The organism is Amycolatopsis sp. ATCC 39116 (assembly GCF_000231075.2).
In the GTDB taxonomy this organism is placed as follows: Bacteria; Actinomycetota; Actinomycetes; order Mycobacteriales; family Pseudonocardiaceae; genus Amycolatopsis_E; species Amycolatopsis_E tucumanensis.
The window spans coordinates 1-17,582 of the sequence record NZ_AFWY03000064.1 but is presented as its reverse complement, the minus strand read 5'-3'; the positions used below and the strand labels follow the sequence as shown (position 1 = coordinate 17,582).

Annotated in this window: 16 protein-coding genes; 15 read left to right on the top strand and 1 reads right to left on the bottom strand. The window is 72.7% G+C overall.

All coding sequences use genetic code 11. The features are described from left to right. Positions 1–142: 142 nt before the first annotated feature. The 13 genes from dacB (at position 143) to folK (ending at position 13,600) form a co-directional block, all read left to right on the top strand. Positions 143–2,158: a D-alanyl-D-alanine carboxypeptidase/D-alanyl-D-alanine-endopeptidase gene (gene dacB, locus AMY39116_RS0337120; protein ID WP_020422654.1), complete on the top strand. Its 2,016-nt coding sequence runs from the start codon at positions 143–145 to the stop codon at positions 2,156–2,158. A 19-nt stretch (positions 2,159–2,177) separates the two neighbouring features. Beyond that, a complete protein-coding gene (locus AMY39116_RS0337115; RefSeq protein WP_020422653.1) occupies positions 2,178–3,230 on the top strand; it encodes a zinc-dependent metalloprotease in 1,053 nt (350 codons plus the stop codon). After that, entirely contained in the window at positions 3,227–4,186 is a 960-nt protein-coding gene (gene tilS / locus AMY39116_RS0337110) for a tRNA lysidine(34) synthetase TilS (RefSeq protein WP_020422652.1), read from the top strand. The genes AMY39116_RS0337115 and tilS overlap by 4 nt, the downstream gene beginning before the upstream one ends. 3 nt (positions 4,187–4,189) lie before the next feature. Continuing rightward, positions 4,190–4,744, top strand: coding sequence for a hypoxanthine phosphoribosyltransferase (gene hpt / locus AMY39116_RS0337105; protein ID WP_020422651.1), 555 nt, complete (start codon positions 4,190–4,192; stop codon positions 4,742–4,744). Between the two features lie 136 nt (positions 4,745–4,880). Further along, entirely contained in the window at positions 4,881–5,249 is a 369-nt protein-coding gene (locus AMY39116_RS0337100; RefSeq protein WP_020422650.1) for a hypothetical protein, read from the top strand. A 20-nt stretch (positions 5,250–5,269) separates the two neighbouring features. Continuing rightward, positions 5,270–6,595 (top strand): hypothetical protein, encoded by a 1,326-nt coding sequence (locus AMY39116_RS0337095; protein ID WP_020422649.1) that lies wholly within the window; start codon positions 5,270–5,272, stop codon positions 6,593–6,595. Between the two features lie 37 nt (positions 6,596–6,632). After that, on the top strand, positions 6,633–7,433 hold the full coding sequence (locus tag AMY39116_RS0337090) for an ESX secretion-associated protein EspG (RefSeq protein ID WP_020422648.1): 801 nt from the start codon (positions 6,633–6,635) through the stop codon (positions 7,431–7,433). A gap of 535 nt (positions 7,434–7,968) precedes the next feature. Beyond that, a complete protein-coding gene (locus AMY39116_RS0337085; protein WP_020422647.1) occupies positions 7,969–8,772 on the top strand; it encodes an ESX secretion-associated protein EspG in 804 nt (267 codons plus the stop codon). A 199-nt stretch (positions 8,773–8,971) separates the two neighbouring features. Beyond that, a complete protein-coding gene (gene ftsH, locus AMY39116_RS0337080; protein WP_020422646.1) occupies positions 8,972–11,323 on the top strand; it encodes an ATP-dependent zinc metalloprotease FtsH in 2,352 nt (783 codons plus the stop codon). Then, positions 11,313–11,915 carry a GTP cyclohydrolase I FolE gene (gene folE, locus AMY39116_RS0337075; RefSeq protein WP_027936564.1) on the top strand — a complete coding sequence of 201 codons (603 nt, stop codon included), beginning with the start codon at positions 11,313–11,315 and terminating at the stop codon, positions 11,913–11,915. The genes ftsH and folE overlap by 11 nt, the downstream gene beginning before the upstream one ends. Continuing rightward, positions 11,912–12,745, top strand: coding sequence for a dihydropteroate synthase (gene folP / locus AMY39116_RS0337070; protein ID WP_020422644.1), 834 nt, complete (start codon positions 11,912–11,914; stop codon positions 12,743–12,745). Before folE ends, folP begins: the two co-directional genes overlap by 4 nt. Then, positions 12,738–13,100, top strand: coding sequence for a dihydroneopterin aldolase (folB, locus tag AMY39116_RS0337065; RefSeq protein ID WP_020422643.1), 363 nt, complete (start codon positions 12,738–12,740; stop codon positions 13,098–13,100). Before folP ends, folB begins: the two co-directional genes overlap by 8 nt. Further along, the gene (folK, locus tag AMY39116_RS0337060) at positions 13,097–13,600 is read left to right on the top strand and encodes a 2-amino-4-hydroxy-6-hydroxymethyldihydropteridine diphosphokinase (RefSeq protein WP_020422642.1); all 504 of its coding nucleotides are present in this window, start codon (positions 13,097–13,099) and stop codon (positions 13,598–13,600) included. The genes folB and folK overlap by 4 nt, the downstream gene beginning before the upstream one ends. Before the next feature lie 502 nt (positions 13,601–14,102). Here folK and AMY39116_RS0337055 read toward each other — a convergent pair. Next, positions 14,103–15,032, bottom strand: a complete 930-nt coding sequence (locus AMY39116_RS0337055; protein ID WP_020422641.1) for a MerR family transcriptional regulator — start codon at positions 15,030–15,032, stop codon at positions 14,103–14,105. Between the two features lie 61 nt (positions 15,033–15,093). Between AMY39116_RS0337055 and AMY39116_RS0337050 the strand changes: the two genes are divergently transcribed. Both AMY39116_RS0337050 and AMY39116_RS44925 read left to right on the top strand, forming a co-directional pair. After that, a complete protein-coding gene (locus AMY39116_RS0337050; RefSeq protein ID WP_020422640.1) occupies positions 15,094–15,555 on the top strand; it encodes a DUF3180 domain-containing protein in 462 nt (153 codons plus the stop codon). A 69-nt stretch (positions 15,556–15,624) separates the two neighbouring features. Beyond that, positions 15,625–17,508: a DUF6779 domain-containing protein gene (locus AMY39116_RS44925; RefSeq protein ID WP_027936563.1), complete on the top strand. Its 1,884-nt coding sequence runs from the start codon at positions 15,625–15,627 to the stop codon at positions 17,506–17,508. The last annotated feature ends 74 nt before the right edge of the window (positions 17,509–17,582 follow it).

Below are 17,582 nucleotides of genomic sequence, written 5' to 3'. Positions count from 1 at the left end.
TTTCCCGCCGGTACCGGCGGCTTACGGTTTCGCTAACTTGTTCTCACTAGTGTGGACCACGCGCCGTTGGGAAGTCGCACTGATGTCGTCTTGACAACAGTGAGTTTGCCCGCGGTGTGTCGCCGGTCTGGAGGAGGGGTGCGTGCCGAGCAACGAACAGCCCGAGTGGCCGTCGGAAGACACCGACGCCGGCAGCGGGGAGAGTTCCGCTGACGGCGGCGCCACGGCCCAGCTGCCGGTGCCCGGCAAGGTTTCCCTGCCCGAATCGCCGACGTTGTTCGTGCCTGCCGAGCGGGACGCGGAGAAGACCCAGTTCATCCCGGCGGCCAAGCCGGACGCGGAAAGCACGCAGGTCATCGACCTGCGGCAGGTGCCGGAGCAGGAGACCGAGCCGCATCGGGTCCCGCGGCCGCAGCCGCCGCAGTCTGCGCAGCAGTCGGCCGAGTCGGTGCAGCCGCGGCCGCAGCCCGCGCCGCCGGAGCACCGGCCACAGCAGCCCGCCCAGCAGCAGCCGCCGCAGCAGTCCGCCGAATCGGCGCAGCCGCGGCCGCAGTCCGCCCAGCCGCCGCAGCAGTCGGCCCAGCAGCAGTCCGCCGCCGAGCCGTCGCAGCCGCGGCCGCAGCCCGCGCCGAACCACGAGCCGTCGCAGCCGGTGCCGCCCGCGGCCGTTCCGCCGGTGCAGCCGATGCGGATCGAGCCCAGCGGCGAAATCCACCCCGCGGAGGCGACCACCGGCGAGGAGAAGCCGCCCGCCGAACCCGAGGCGAAACCGAAGCGCCGCCGCAAGGGCGTGCTGATCGGCAGCATCGTGGCGCTGGTGCTGGTCGTCGCGGTGGGCGCCGCGCTCGCCACGCCGTACGTCTCCAACCGCCTCGGCCTGCCGTGGGCGCCGAACCTGCCGAAGGGCGACAGCCCGCAGCCGGTGCCGGTGGCCCTCTCGCTCAAGGCGCCCAGCGCGTCGGCACCGGAACCGACGTCGTCCGGGGTGTCCTCGGCGCTGGCAGGCCCGGCCGCGAACGCCGCGCTGGGCACGCTCACCGGCGCCGTGATCGACCCGGCGACCGGCGAGCTGCTGTGGGACCGCAACTCCGGCCAGTTCCGCACCCCGGCGTCCACCACCAAGCTGCTGACCACCTCCGCCGCGCTGCTCGCGATGGACCCGGGCACGCAGCTGAGCACCAAGGTCGTGCAGGGCTCGTCGCCGGACACCGCCGTGATCGTCGCGGGCGGGGACATCACGCTGTCCTCGCTGCCCGCCGGGCAGCAGTCGGTGTACGCCGGCGCCGCCCACCTCGACGACCTCGTCGCGCAGGTGAAGCAGGCCAGTGGCGGCGCGATCAAGAAGGTCCAGATCGACACCTCGATCTGGTCCGGTGCGCAAACCGCGCCGGGCTGGGCGCCCGACGACGCCCCGATCTACACCGCCGCGATGACGCCGGTGATGCTCGACGGCGGCCTCACCGACCCGACGAACGACCACTCGATGCGCGTCGCCCAGCCGGCGAACACCGTGTTGCAGACGTTCGCGCAGCGCCTCGGCGCGACCGCGTCCGGCCAGGCGACGGCGCCGCAGGACGCGAAGGTGCTCGGCGAGGTGAAGTCCGCCCCGCTGAGCGAGCTGATCGCGCACGCGCTGGAGGCCTCGGACAACACCCTCGCGGACGCGATCGGCCGGATGACGGCCATCGCGACCGGCGCCGACGCGTCGTTCTCCGGCGCCGCGCAGGCGACCCTGTCCGTGCTGTCCCAGAACGGGTTCGACGTCTCCCAGGTCAAGCTGAGCGACAACAGCGGGCTGTCCCCGCAGAACAGCGTCCCGGCGAAGCTGCTCGCGCAGGTGCTGGCCGTCGCCGCGGGACCGGACGGCAAGGACCCGCGCACCGCGAAACTGCGCCCGATGCTGGCCGGGCTGCCGGTGGCCGGCGGCAGCGGCACCCTCGCCGACCGCTACGACGCGCCGAACTCGCGGTCCGGCAAGGGGTGGGTCCGCGCCAAGACGGGCACTCTGTCCGGCGTCCACACGTTGGCAGGGGTAGTGCTGGACGAGGACGGCCGGGTCCTGGTGTTCGCGTTGATGTCCGACGGCGCCGACCAGGACCCCGCGCGGGCGGCACTGGACGTCGTCGCGGCCTCGCTGAGGGGCTGTGGTTGCCGATAGCTTCGGGAAGGTGAACACGATGAGCGAGGTTGCGTCCCGGCCGGTCGTGGACTGGTCACTGGCCGCTTCCACGGGCGCCTTCCTCGCCCGTGGCGGGCCGGTGGTCTCCCGCGAGGAGGCCGGCCTGGCCGTGACCGAGCTGCGGGAGCTGTCGCTCGACGCCGAGGCACACGTCCGCGAGCTGACCGGGCTGGGCGCCGGGCTGCCGCTGCTCCCCGGTGACGTGGTGGACCGGCCCGGCTGGGTGCGCTCGGCCGCCGCCGGGCTCGACGCGCTCACGGCGAAGGCGTTGCCGCCGAACCCGGCGGGGCCGCTGGGGCCGGTCCTGGCCGGTGGCGCCGGCGTGCAGACCGGCGTGGTGCTGGCCTTCCTGGCCTCCCGCGTGCTGGGCCAGTACGACCCGTTCGGCGGCCCGGACGGCGGCGGGCGGCTGCTGCTGGTGGCGCCGAACGTGGTCACCGCGCAGCAGGCGCTGCACGTGCCCGGCCGCGACTTCCGGCTGTGGGTGTGCCTGCACGAGAGCACGCACCGGCTGCAGTTCACCGCCGTCGGCTGGCTACGCGACTACTTCGCCGACGAGGTCGAACGCCTGGTCGGCGGCCTCACCGGCGACGACGACGGGATGACCGACCTGCTCGGCAGGCTGCCGGACGCGCTGCGCGAGGCCCGGCGCGCCAAGGCGGACGGGCTGGTCGCGATCGGGCAGCTGCTGCGCTCGCCCGAGCAGCGCGAGGTGTTCGACCGGCTGCTGGCGCTGTCCACGCTCCTGGAAGGGCACGCGGACTACGTGATGGACGCGGTGGGGCCGAGCGTGGTCCCCAGCGTCGAGACGATCCGCGCGCGGTTCACCGAGCGGCGCAAGGGCGGCGGCCTGCTGGACCGGCTGCTGCGGGCGCTGCTCGGGGTGGACGCCAAGATCCGCCAGTACGCGCAGGGCGCGGCCTTCACCCGGCACGTCGTCGACCGGGTCGGGATGGCCGGGTTCAACGCCGTCTGGACCTCGCCCAACACGCTGCCGACCCGGGCCGAGATCGGCGATCCCGAGGCTTGGGTGCGGCGCGTCCACCCGTGACCGGGCCGCACCCCGCGGTCGCCGCGGTGCGCCGCGCGGTGCGGAACCTGCTGGCGGAGTGCCCCGGCGTGCCGGCGATCGACGTGGCGTTGTCCGGTGGGGCCGACTCGCTGGCGCTCACCGAGGCCGCCGTGTTCACCGGGCGGCGGCTCGGGCTGCCGGTGCGGGCGCTGGTCGTGGACCACGGGCTGCAGGCGGGCTCCGCGCGCGTGGCCGAAGAGGCGGCCGGGACGGCGCGCAAGCTCGGCGTGGACTCCGCCGAAGTCCTGACGGTCGAGGTGACCGGCCCGGGTGGCCCTGAGGCGGCCGCCCGGAACGCCCGTTATGCCGCGCTCCGCGCGCATCACCGCGGCATCGTCCTCCTCGGCCACACCCGCGACGACCAGGCCGAGACCGTCCTGCTCGGACTCGGCCGCGGCTCCGGTCCGCGCTCGATCGCCGGCATGCGTGCTGTGGATCTCCCGTGGGGTAGGCCACTCCTCGACGTGCCCCGCGCGACCACCAGGGACGCCTGCCGCGCGCTCGGCCTGACCCCGTGGGAGGACCCGCACAACAGCGATCCGCGCTACACCAGGGTGCGCCTGCGCGCGGAAGTGCTGCCGCTGCTGGAAGACGTCCTCAACGGCGGGGTCGCGGCGGCGCTCGCCCGCACGGCCGCCCAGCTCAGGGAGGATTCCGAGGCGCTCGACGCGCTCGCAGCGGACTTCCTGGCGCGGCACGGGAAACCGGACATCGGGGAGCTCGCGCCGCTGCCCGCATCCCTCCGCAGGAGGATCCTGCGGAACTGGCTCACCGCGCACGGCGCGCGCGACCTCACCGACGCCCACCTGCGGTCCGTCGACGCGCTGGTCGCGCGGTGGCGTGGCCAGGGCGGTGTTTGGCTACCCGGCGGCTTGGTGGTGACCCGGACGCATGGCAGGCTTGCCATGAATCCACCGGAAACAAGAGGGGACTGACCCGTGTACGAAGGCGAGATCGCCTCCGTCCTCATCACCGAGCAGCAGATCAACGACAAGATCACCGAGCTCGCCAAGCAGATCGCCGCGGACTACGAGCGCGAGACCTCTGCCGGCGACCTGCTGCTGGTGGGCGTGCTCAAGGGCGCCGTCATGTTCATGACCGACTTCGCCCGCGTGCTGCCGATGCCGGCGCAGCTGGAGTTCATGGCCGTCTCCTCGTACGGTTCGTCCACGTCGTCCTCCGGCGTGGTGCGGATCCTCAAGGACCTCGACCGGGACATCACCGGGCGGCACGTGCTGATCGTCGAGGACATCGTCGACTCCGGACTGACCCTGTCCTGGCTGCTGAAGAACCTGGCGAGCCGCAACCCGGCGTCGCTGGAGGTCGTCACGCTGCTGCGCAAGCCGGAGGCGGTCAAGGTGGACGTGCCGGTGCGGTACGTCGGCTTCGACATCCCCAACGAGTTCGTGGTCGGGTACGGCCTCGACTACGCGGAGCGCTACCGGGACCTGCCCTACATCGGCACCCTTGATCCGAAGGTGTACGGCGCCTGAACACGGTGCGTGAGCACCGGAAATTCGTGAACCCGAACGTGCCGGAACGCGTCATAAGTGTCGGTGCGGTGCGTTAACCTACGCGAACGAGGGTGACGCGCCGCGATGCGGTACGGACGTGGGGTAGGGAGAACTGATGGGGAGCTACGCGGACGCCGCGGCGTTCCGGAACGCCGCCGTGAACGGGCAGCTGGGGGTCGACCCGGACGCAGCGCAGGCTGTTCTGAAGAAGATCCGCCTCGGCAAGGACCAGGTGGAGAACCTGCTGCGCAACGCCGGAGCCCTTGCTGAGCCGCCCAAGCTCGGCAACAACCCGGTCGGCAACGCCATCGCCGCGAAGTTCGTGCAGCGCGCCGACGGGGGCGGTGAGTCGTACGCGACCGCGCTGCGCAACCTCTACAACCAGTACCAGCAGGCCGAGGACGCCATCGTCGCGGCGATGAGCCACTACGACAAGATCGAGCAGGCCGCCGAAGACGCGCTGGCGTCCGGTCGCCAGGTCTGAAGGCGGGGGGACCGATCACGATGACTTCTCCGAGCAACGAGCCCAGAGGCGAGGCCGTCCAGCTGGGCGACAACGGCGAGTCCGCCGCGCTGGTGCAGCAGGCGCGCAACAGTGCGGGCGGGTTCACCTACGGCGGCGACCGCGCCATCGCGAGCCCGCCGAACTGGGCCTCGCAGGAGAGCAACCAGCTCTACCTCGGCGCCACCCAGAACAACGACCCGGCCACGGCCGAGGCCACCGGGCGGCAGTGGCAGTCCCACGGCGACAGCCTGCACCAGGCGGCCGACGACCTGTACAACGCGATCGCCGAGCTGGGCAACGCGTGGATCGGGCAGGGCTCCGGTTCCGCGCAGGGCGCACTGGTCGGCATCGCGAACTCCAGCAAGCAGGCCGGCGACGCGGCGCACACCATGTCGAACCGGATGGCGCAGCAGGCCGCGGCGGCGGCCGAGGTCAAGAAGATGCCCGCGCCGAAGGAGTTCGACCCGGCCAAGCAGACCGCGGCGATGCTCGCCGGCGGCCCGGCCGCGATGGTCGCCGACATGAAGGTGCAGGCCGACGAGGCCCGCGCCGTGCACGCCCAGCAGGTCCAGTACTTCAACGCCTACACCCAGGCGATGTCCGAGGTGGACAGCGCGACCCCGAGCTTCGGCCCGGAGTCGCTCGGCCTGCCCGCGGACGGCCGCTTCGGCGGCACCTCGGCGCAGTCCGTCGGGGCCGGCTCCGGCGCGGTGCCCGGCGGCCTCGGGTCGGTCGGGCTCGGCCCGGTCGGCGGCGTCACCACCGGGATCCCCGGCGGCGGCGCGGCGGGCTTCGCCGCCGGTGGCCAGCCCGGTGGCGCCCCCGGTCCGCACGGTGTCCCGGCGGCTCCCGCTCCGGCGGCAGGCGCGGCCTCCGGCGCGGGTCAGGTGACCGCGGCGCCGACGTCGTCCGGCGGTGGCGGTGCGGCGGCGCTGGGCGCGGTGGCGGGTCTCGGCACGGCGGGTCTCGCCGCGGTGGGTGGCAAGGCCGCTCTCGGCCGCGGCAGCAAGTCCGGCGCCAAGGAGCGCCCGGCGGCCGACGAGACGGCGGCCAGCTCGGACCAGTCGCAGCAGGCCCACGGCGCCGCGCAGCAGCAGGCCCAGCAGAGTCTCATGAACACCGGTGGGACCATCGGCGGGGCAGGCACCCCGCCGCCGGCGTCCGGCATGGGCGGCGGCATGGGTGCCGGCGCGCAGGGCTCGGAGGACGAGGAGCACACCCGTGCCTCCTTCCTCGTCGAGGCCGACCCCGACGAGGCGTTCGGCGCCAACGTGGCGACCGCGCCGCCGGTCATCGGGGCCTGGAACGACGAGGACGACCGCTGATCCGGCGCAACCGCGCGAACCGGGAAAGAGGGACTTGATGGCGCGAGCGGAGCTGCTCACTCCGCTGGAACTGGACTTCCTGTGGGAGTCCTTCGGAGCAGGCGAACTGCCGTACCCGCTGGAGGTGCGCTCGCACGGCGCGACGATGGACGAGCGTGCCGAGCTGCGGCGGCAGACCCTGGACCGGCTCGCCGCGCGTGGCGCGGCCGACGGCCGGGGCCGCCCCGCGCCGCACGTCGAGGAGTTCTTCGAGGTGCTGGCCGGGTCGGAGACCAGCCTGGACAGCGTGCACATCACCGCGCCGGACGCGCGTCCGCTGCTCGCCGTGGCGGCGGCGCTGTCCGGGCGCGGTGTGCTCGCGGTGCACGACGAGCGGGGCTTCCACTTCCAGCCGATGCCGGCGGACGGCCTCGCGAGCGCCATCGTGTCCCTGCTGCCCGCCGCCCGGCGGGGCAGCGAGAAGTCGATCACCGTGCCGCTCGAGCAGCTGATGACGGCCACCGGGGCCGACTTCCTGCAGCGCCGCACCGCGGCCGGCGGGCGGACCAGCGTGGACGACGACCGCAAGGCGCTGGCCCGGCTGCAGGCCCAGCCGCGGCTGCGCGGCGGGCAGATCGGCGCCAACGCCCGCAGCCGCAGCGGTGCGAAGACGAGGCCGCCGGTGCTGAGCTGGTTCGACACCGATGACGGCCGCTACTTCACGCAGGCCAGCCGCGGTCACGACGGGCGCGACTGGATCACCATCGCCCCCGCTGACGCGGCGAACCTGCGGCACCGGCTGGGCGAGATGCTGGTCAGCGCCGCCGGCGAGACCCTGGCGCCGGGTGGTGCCTGGTGACCGGTGTTGTGCAGGCCGGTGGGCGGCGCACCGCCACCCCGGCGGCTGCGTCGCGCCTGAGGCAGCGGCGCACCGCCGCCCTGGCGGTTGCGGCGAACCTGAGGCAGCGGCCCACCGCCGCCCTGGCGGCTGCGTCGCGCCTGAGGCAGCGGCCCACCGTCGCCCTGGCGGTTGCGGCGAACCTGAGGCAGCGGCCCACCGCCGCCCTGGCGGTTGCGCCGCGCCTGCGGCACCGGCCCACCGCCACCCCGGCGGCTGCGGCGAACCTGAGGCAACGGCCCACCGCCGCCCTCGCGGGTGCGGCAAGGTCGCGACTCTGGGTCGCCACCGCCCCCCGCCGACGCGGCGAACCTGCGGCACCGGCTCGGCGAGATGCTGGTCAGCGCCGCCGGCGAGACCCTGGCGCCGGGTGGTGCCTGGTGAACCACCTCATGAAGGCCGGTTGTAGCCAGAGCCGGCTCGTAGCCGCCTCCGCCGATGCCGCGCCCCCGATGGCCCACGCGGCCGGCGAGACCCCGACCCCGGAGAGCGCCCGGTGAACCGCCCCGAATTCTTCACCCCGATGACGTTCGACTTCCTCTGGGAGGCGGCCGGCATCGGCGAACTGCCGTACCCGCTGCAGGTGCGCTCGCACGGCGCGACCATGGACGAGCGCGCGCGGCTGCGGCAGCGGGCCCACGAGGAGCTGAAGGCCCGCGGCCTGCGCGACCACTACGGCCGCCTCGACCCGCGCGTCGAGGACTGGTTCCGGGTGCTCTCGCAGGGCACCACCAGCATCGACGCCGTGCACATCCCGGACTTCCAGGTCCCGCCGGTGTCGATACTCGCCGCCACCGACGGCACGCTCGGCGTGGTGGCGATCCAGGACGCCGACGGCATCTGGATCCGGCCGGCCTTCCCCGAGGGCCTGGCCTCGACGGTCGTCGACCTGCTGCCGCCGGGCACGCGTGGCACGGAGGCTTCCATCACACTTCCGGTCGACGAGGCGCTGCGGATCCAGCCGGCCAGGACGGCCGTCCCGGTCGGCGGCGACCCGAAGCCGCGGCGCCGGTCGCTGTCCGAGGGCTCCTCCGACCCGCGCGAGGCCTACGCCCGGCTGGCCGGCCAGCCCCGGCTGCGCGGCGGTCAGCTGGCCGCGAACAGCAGGTCCGAGGTGAGCGGTCGTCGCAGGTCACCGGTGCTGGGCTGGTTCGACACGGCCACCGGCCGGTACCTGAGCCTGTCCCGGCCCGGCGCCGACGGGCGGGAGTGGGTGACCGTGTCCTCCGCGGACGCGAAAACGCTGCGCACCAGGCTGGGCGAGATGGTGGCGGGCGTCACAACCGAGCCGGGCAACTGACCCGGACCGCTCCGGGGAACCAGACCACGGCACCGGCCGTTGACCTGCTTGAGACTCGTGCAGGTGCCCATGTCGGCCGGACTGTACCCTGGATGGACGGGGTGTTCCTCGCACACCGCAAGTTGTTGTCTACACCGTGACGGCGGATGTGACATCTACCGCCTAGCCAGGGAGGGTCGAGGCCGAACGGCCGAGGCATATGGACCGGAAGCGCCTGCTCAGGAACCCGCTGCTGTGGATCGTCGCGGTTGTGTTGATCTTCCTCGCGGTCAACACCCTCTTCGACAGCGACCGTGGATACACCCAGGTACCCACTTCACAGGCGATCGCCCAGATCACCGGCAACAACGTGAAGGAAGCGAACCTGGAGGACAAGGAGCAGCAGCTCAAGCTGTCGCTCACGAACAAGATCGACGTCGACGGCCAGCAGGTCGACCAGATCATCACCTCGTACCCGTCGCAGTCGGCAGGCACGATCTACGACCAGCTGATCAAGCTGCAGAACGTCAAGTTCAACACGACGGTCACGCAGCAGGGCTTCTTCACGCAGATCCTGTACTACATCATCCCGCTCGGCCTGCTGCTCCTGCTGCTGATGTGGATGATGAACAACGCCCAGGGCGGCGGCAACCGCGTCCTCAACTTCGGCAAGTCCAAGGCCAAGCAGCTGAACAAGGACATGCCGAAGACGACGTTCGCCGACGTGGCGGGCGCCGACGAGGCGGTCGAAGAGCTCTACGAGATCAAGGACTTCCTGCAGAACCCGGCCCGCTACCAGGCGCTGGGCGCGAAGATCCCCAAGGGCGTGCTGCTCTACGGCCCGCCCGGCACCGGTAAGACGCTGCTCGCGCGCGCCGTCGCCGGTGAGGCCGGCGTGCCGTTCTACACGATCTCCGGTTCGGACTTCGTCGAGATGTTCGTCGGTGTCGGCGCCTCCCGCGTCCGCGACCTGTTCGAGCAGGCCAAGCAGAACGCCCCGTGCATCATCTTCGTCGACGAGATCGACGCGGTCGGCCGCCAGCGCGGCGCCGGCCTCGGCGGCGGTCACGACGAGCGCGAGCAGACGCTGAACCAGCTGCTCGTCGAGATGGACGGCTTCGACTCGCGTGGCGGCATCATCCTGATCGCCGCGACCAACCGCCCGGACATCCTGGACCCGGCGCTGCTGCGCCCCGGCCGCTTCGACCGGCAGATCCCGGTGTCCGCGCCGGACCTGGCAGGCCGCCGCGCCATCCTCGAGGTGCACTCGAAGGGCAAGCCGCTCGCGCAGGGCGTCGACCTGAACGCGCTGGCCAAGCGCACCGTGGGCATGTCGGGCGCCGACCTGGCCAACGTCATCAACGAGGCCGCGCTGCTCACCGCCCGCCAGAACGGGCACGTGATCACCGACGCGGCGCTGGAGGAGTCGGTCGACCGGGTCATCGGCGGGCCGGCGCGCAAGAGCCGGATCATCTCGGAGCAGGAGAAGAAGATCACCGCCTACCACGAGGGCGGGCACGCGCTCGCCGCGTGGGCGATGCCGGACCTGGAGCCGGTCTACAAGCTGACCATCCTGCCGCGCGGCCGGACCGGTGGGCACGCGCTGGTCGTCCCCGAGGACGACAAGCAGCTGATGACCCGCTCCGAGATGATCGCCCGGCTGGTGTTCGCGATGGGTGGCCGCACGGCGGAGGAGCTGGTCTTCCACGAGCCGACCACCGGCGCGTCCTCCGACATCGAGCAGGCGACCAAGATCGCCAAGGCGATGGTCATGGAGTACGGCATGAGCGCCCGCCTCGGCGCCGTGAAGTACGGCCAGGACCAGGGCGACCCGTTCCTGGGCCGGTCCGCGGGCCGTCAGGCGGACTACTCGCTCGAGGTCGCGCACGAGATCGACGAAGAGGTCCGCAAGCTCATCGAGACCGCGCACACCGAGGCGTGGGAGGTGCTCAACACCTACCGCGACGTGCTCGACGACCTGGTCCTGGAGCTGCTGGAGAAGGAGACGCTCAGCCGCAAGGACCTGGAGCGGATCTTCGCCACCGTCGAAAAGCGGCCGCACATCACCGTCTTCAACGAGTTCGGTGAGCGCACCCCGTCGGACAAGCCGCCGATCAAGACGCCCGGCGAGCTGGCGATGGAGCGCGGCGAGCCGTGGCCGCCGCCGGAGAAGAAGCCGGCGCCGCGCCAGGTGCCGACCCCGGTCGGAACCGCGCCGGGCGGCAGCGACCTGCCCGGTGGCCCGCCCTACAGCCAGCCGGAACCGCCGTCGAACCCGTACGCGCCCCCGTCGGGCGGGAACTACCCGCCGCCCAACGGCGGTGGCCGCCCGTACGGCCCGAACGGCACCGGTCAGTGGCCGCAGCCCTACAACGGCGGCAACCAGTCCGGCCCGCCGAACTACGGCGCGCCTCCGGGCTGGACCCCGGCGACCCAGCCGGGTGGTCAGACTCCGTGGCGCCCGAACCAGGGCGAGCAGCCGCGGCAGGGTGACTGGTTCGGTGGCTCCGAGGAGGGGCAGGGCCAGCACCGGCGGAACCCCGACGAGCAGGACGGTCAAGATCGACAGTGAGCTGACGCCCGAGGAGGGGCCGGTCTTCGATCAGGCGCGCGCCGAGAAAGCGGTGCGTGAGCTGCTGGAGGCCGTGGGCGAGAACCCGGACCGGGAGGGCCTTCGGGACACTCCGGCCCGGGTCGCCCGTGCCTACCGGGAGATGTTCGCCGGGCTGTACAGCGATCCGGCGTCGGTGCTGGAGCGCACGTTCGACGAGTCGCACGAAGAGCTCGTCCTGGTCACCGACATCCCGATGTACAGCACGTGCGAGCACCACCTGGTGCCCTTCCACGGCGTCGCGCACGTGGGTTACATCCCGAACAGCCACGGCAAGGTCACCGGCCTGTCGAAGCTGGCCCGGCTGGTCGACCTCTACGCGAAGCGCCCGCAGGTGCAGGAGCGGCTGACGTCGCAGATCGCCGACGCGCTGGTGCGGAAGCTGGAGCCGCGCGGGGTGATCGTCGTGGTCGAGGCCGAGCACCTGTGCATGTCGATGCGCGGCATCCGCAAGCCGGGCGCGCGCACCACGACGTCGGCCGTGCGCGGCATGCTGCAGACGTCGGCGACCTCCCGGGCGGAGGCGCTGGAGCTGATCAAGGGCCGTCGATGACCACCGGGGCGCCGGACCGCTGTCTGGTGATGGGCGTCCTGAACGTCACGCCGGATTCGTTCTCCGACGGCGGCCGGTACCTCGACCTGGATGCCGCGCTGGCGCACGCGCACGAGATGTGGGCGCGCGGCGCGGACATCATCGACGTCGGCGGCGAATCCACCCGGCCCGGTTCGTCCCGGGTGGACGCGGAGACCGAGACCGCTCGCGTGTTGCCCGTGGTGCGTGCGCTGGCGGCCGACGGCCTGCGGCTCTCGGTGGACACCACCCGCGCGGCCGTCGCGGAGTCGGCGCTGGACGCGGGCGCGGAGATCATCAACGACGTGTCGGGCGGCCTGGCCGACCCGGACATGGCGAAGGTGGCCGCGAGCAGCCAGGCGCCGTGGGTGCTGATGCACTGGCGCGGGCACAGCAAGGACATGAACGCGCTGGCCGAGTACGACGACGTGGTCGAGGACGTGCGGCGCGAGCTGCAGGCGCGGGTCGACGCGGCGCTGGCCGCCGGGGTCGCGCCGGAGAAGATCGTCGTCGACCCCGGGCTGGGGTTCGCCAAGCGCGCCGAGCACGACTGGGCGTTGCTGAACCGGCTGGAAGTCTTCCTGGACATGGGTTTCCCGGTGCTGGTGGGCGCTTCGCGCAAGCGGTTCCTGGGCAGCCTGCTGGCCGACTCCGGTGGTGCCCCGCGCCCGCCGGACGGCCGGGAGGACGCGACGGCGGCGGTGTCGGCGATCGCCGCGGTGAAGGGGGCGTGGGGCGTGCGGGTGCACAACGTGGGTTCGTCGCTGGACGCGGTCGCGGTCGCCGCGGCGTGGAGGCGCGGGCGTGCCTGACCGGATCACGCTCACCGGGCTGCGCGTGTTCGGGCGGCACGGGGTGTTCGAGCACGAGAAGCGGGACGGGCAGGAGTTCGTCGTCGACATCGTGGCGTGGCTGGACCTCGCGCCCGCCGCCGCTTCGGACGATCTGACGCAAACCCTGCACTACGGCGAGCTGGCGCAGCTGGCGGCGGACATCGTCGGCGGTGAGCCGTACGACCTGATCGAGAGCGTGGCGGGCCGGATCGCGGACGAGGTGCTGAAGGACTCGCGCTTGTCGGCGGTCGAGGTGACGGTGCACAAGCCGTCCGCGCCGATTCCCTTGAACTTCGCGGACGTGGCGGTGACCGTGCACCGGGAGCGCGCGTGAAGGCGGTCCTGTCGCTGGGTTCGAACCTGGGCGACCGGCTGGCGTACCTGAAGTCGGTGATCGATTTCTTCGGGCCGGCGGTGGTCGCGGTGTCCAGTGTGTACGAAACGAAACCGTGGGGCGTCGAGGACCAGCCGGACTTTCTCAATGCGGTGTGCATTGTGGACGATCCAGAGCGGGACGAGTGGTCGTGGCTGCGGGCGGGCCAGGAGCTGGAACGCCGGGCAGGCCGGGTGCGGGAACTGCGGTGGGGGCCGCGCACGCTGGACGTCGACGTGGTCACGGTGGACGGGGTGCGCTCGGACGACCCGGAGCTGCTGCTGCCGCACCCAGGGACGCCCGAGCGCGCGAGCGTGCTGATCCCGTGGCTGGAAATCGACCCGGCCGCGGTACTACCCGGCCACGGCCCGGTCCGCGACCTGCTGGCGGCCCGCCCCGACTCCGACCGCCAGTCAGTGCGCCTGCTGCAGCCCTTCCCGCGCCAGCAGCGGTGCCCTTGATCTTTGAACAAAACCGAAGCTGGGTGGTCATCCCGTCGCCTGACACGCAACGATCACCTTGAGCCAGGGCCGCAAGCCAGGCCGCCAACCGGCAGCCGAACATGCCAACCTTGCGGCCCTGGCTCAAGGTGATATGCACAAACCGGAAGGCGACGGGATGACCACCCGGCGACCACCCGCCCGAGGTGAGACGACAACGGTCCCCTGGTCATCCCGGAGCCTGCCCGTCCGGCGAGGACTCTTTTGATCTTTAAAGCCGCGCCTTCGCGCGCGAAAAGCACCTGACGGCGCCAAATGGTCACCTTCCGACCACCCCCGCCCCCGATGCCTGATTGTGTTTCAGTCGCCGAGCAACGGCGTCAAGGCGGGAAAGCGTGCCTTGACCCCGCTGATCGGCGACTAAAGATCGGCTGTGGATCGGGGGCGGGGGAGGTCTGGTTGGGGTGGTCGGCTCGCTTTCGTTGCCGGCTCGCTGTTGCGGGGCGGGAGGCAACCTCGGCGATCAGCCCCGCAAAGCAGCCGTCAGCCACTCCACCGCCGGCACGCGCGTCGGCACCTCCGGCCACCCGTTCATGATCGCCATCAGCTGCCAGTACCGTTCGGCCCTGTGGTCGGTCCCGACGGCGATCCGGTCGGCCACCGAGGCGCGGAACGCCGGGTCCGCGGGGTCCTGCCCCTCCGGCGCCCACGTCCGCGCGATGTCGTCGGCCAGTTCGCGTCCCTCCGGTGAATCCGGGGCCAGGCCGGCGTCCAGCGCCTTCTGCGCCCGCTCGCTCCAGCCGATCCAATCCTCCTGCGCCGGCACGGTCGCCTGGCCCGCCCGCAGGTCCTCGGCGTGCCGTTCGCTCATCCGCCGGGTCACCGCGCGGAACTCGGGGTCCTGGATGAGCTCGGCGAACTCGATCCACGCCTCCAGCTGCTCGGGCGACGGGTCGTCGGGCAGCTCCGGTTTCGCCGAGCGCATCCGCTCGTAGAACTCCGCGTCGACCGGCAGGCCCTCGGTCACCTCCTGCCAGAACTCGTCGAGCAGGCGGGCCCGCTCTTCGTCGGACATCGCCGCCAGCCTGTTCATCAGCTTCACTTCCTCCAGCTCGGATTCGCGTTTCACGACCGCACGCAGAACCGCGCGCCGCAACCGCAGCCTGCGGATCTGCTCGTCCAGCGCGTCGATGTGCCGCCGGGCGAGGCGGGGGACGCTCGTCTCCCGCGCGAGCACCGCGGACACATCGGTCAGCCCGAGGCCGAGTTCGCGCAGCGTCTTGATCAGTTCGAGCCGGGCCATCGCCGTCACGTCGTAGAGCCGGTAGCCGGAACTGGTGCGGTCGGCGGGCGGGAGCAGCCCCTCGTCGGAGTAGAACCGGATGGTCTTGACCGGCAACCCGGTCCGACGGCTCAACTCGCCGATGGTGAACGTCCCGTCCGCGCGTCCCATGCTCAACCCTCCAGCCGGTGGAGAGTCAACTGTGCCACGATCACCTGGGTACCGTGGCCGTATGCACTTCACCCGGCCCCGAGAGCTGGTGATCGCCGGGCTGGTCGGGCTCGTCGCCGCGTACCTGCTGTTCAGGTTCGCCTACGGCGACCTGCCCCGCGTGCCGCGCCCGGTCGGCCTCACGCTGTTCGTGCTCGCGGTGATCGACGTCGCACTGGCCTTCGTGATGCGGTCGCGCGTCCGGTCCGGCCGGCTCGTCAACGCGGTCTCGGCGGCGCGCACCGTCGCGCTCGCGAAGGCTTCCTCACTGCTCGGCGCGATCATGCTCGGCGCGTGGGCTGGGATCGCCGGCGCGTTGATCCCGCGGGCGTCGGAGCTGGCCGCGGCGTCGAGCGACCTCCGCAGCGTCGCGATCGGGGCGGTGTGCGCGGTCGCGTTGATCGCCGCGGCGCTCTGGCTCGAGCACTGCTGCCGCACGCCCGAAGACGACGAAAGTGATCCCGATCATCACCCGACCGGTTAACGATGAGAACCGACCGCTCGAAGTACCAACTAGGTCTCAGACGCATAACTAGCGGGTACGGTGTTGGTCATGACTGGCGAGGGTGACGAGACGCGCGGCCGCGTCGTGGGCAGGCCGTGGTTTCTCATCGGCCTGGTCCTCGCGGTCGGCGCCACGATTCCGCTGGTGGTCGCCGACGACATTCGCTACCTGCGGCTGGGGATCGTCGCCGCGTTGTGGGCGGCACTGATCGGCGCGTTCCTCGCCGTGCGCTACCGCCGCCAGGCGACGAACACCGAAGAGGCCGTCGCGCAGGCGCAGGAGGTCTACGAGCTGGAGCTCGAACGCGAGATCGCCGCGCGGCGCGAGTTCGAGCTGGAGGTCGAAGCCGAGACGCGGCAACGGGTCGAGTCCGAGTCCCGCAGCGAACTGGACGCGCTGCGCACGGAAATCGCTTCCCTGCGGGACAACCTGCAGAGCCTGTTCGGCGGCGAGGTGCTGCTGGAGCGCGTCGCGCTGACCGCGCAGGCGACCCGGATGCGCGCGCTGCGCGAGGAACAGCGGGTCGTCGAGTCCGGCCCGAGCCAGCCCCCGCAGATCACCGCGGCGAAGAAGCGGGAGATCACCGACCGGCCGACCGAGTTCATCGAGCGGGTGCGGGAGAAGGAGCCGGTGCGCGCGGGCGGCCGCCCGAGCGCGCCCGAGCCGCGGCGGCCCGAGGTGTCGATGGACCTCCCCGTCCGCCGGGTCGCGAACGCCGAGCCCGTCGACCCCGACCGCACGCGCGTGCAGCCGGCGGCGAAGAAGCCGGAACGCCCGCAGGCCCGTCCCGTCGAGCCGAGCCGTCCCGCGCCGAGCCGTCCTGACCGGGTACGTCCGCCCGCCGCGACGACGCCGGTGAAGCGTGAACCGCAGCGGGTGGAGCAGCCGACGCAGGTCGCCAAGCCCGTCGACCCGGACTGGACGCCGCGAGCCGAGCGTTCGGCGACCGATTTGTCGGCGGCGTTCCCGACCCGCGTGACGCGGCCCGTGCAGCCGGAGCCGTCGCCGGTGGTGCCCGAGGACCACCCCGTGGTCAACGAGACGTTGCCGGTCGAGGTCCGGCGGCTGGCGCAGCAGGGCAGGCCGGGTGGCCGTCGCCGCCGCGCGGAGGAGGACGAGGCCCCCGCCGGCCGTCGTCGCCGCCCCGACGAGGCGCCGCGGGTGCCGGACGCCGACGAGGCGCCGCCCGGGTTGCGGTCGGACGCCGACGTTCCGGCGAGCCTGCGGACGGAGGCTGACGGCCGTCGAGGCTCGGAGCGGGCCCCGGAGGCCGAGGCGCTGCCGCGGCTTTCGGTGGCCGAGGAGGCGGAGGCCCCGGCACGCCGATCGAGCGCGAGCGCCGCCGTCGCCGGACGCCGCTCGGCCGAGTCGAGCGGGTACCGTTCCGCCGCCGCGATCTCGGGCCGCCGCAGCGCCGAAGCGACGGGTCACCGGGCAGCCGACGAGACGCCCAGTGGCCGCCGCGGTGCTGAGGCAACGGGGCATCGGGCGGCCGACGAGACGTCCACGGGCCGCCGCAGCGCCGAAGCGACGGGCCACCGCGCGGCTGCTGAGACGCCCTCGGGCCGCCGCGGTGCTGAGGCAACGGGGCATCGGGCGGCCGACGAGACGTCCACGGGCCGCCGCAGCGCCGAAACGACTGGTCACCGCGCGGCTGCTGAGACGCCCTCGGGCCGCCGCAGCGCCGAAGCGACGGGCCACCGGGCGGCCGACGAGACGCCGACGGGCCGCCGCCACCGCCCCGACGACGAAGCCGCCACCTGGGCGAGCACCGGCCGCCGGGCCAAGCCCGAGCCGGAAACCCCCCGCGGCCGCCGCGCCGCGGTGGAGGAGGACGCCGGTTCCCACTCCGCGGGCCGCTCGGTGAGCGAACTCCTGGCAGCGAACGGCAAAACGGCAACGCCCCGGCGCCGCCGCCGCGCCGAGGACTGACCACCTTCCGGGATCACCGGGAACACGGCGATCTCGCGGCGCTGCCGGCCCGACCCACCGCGATTTCGCGGGGG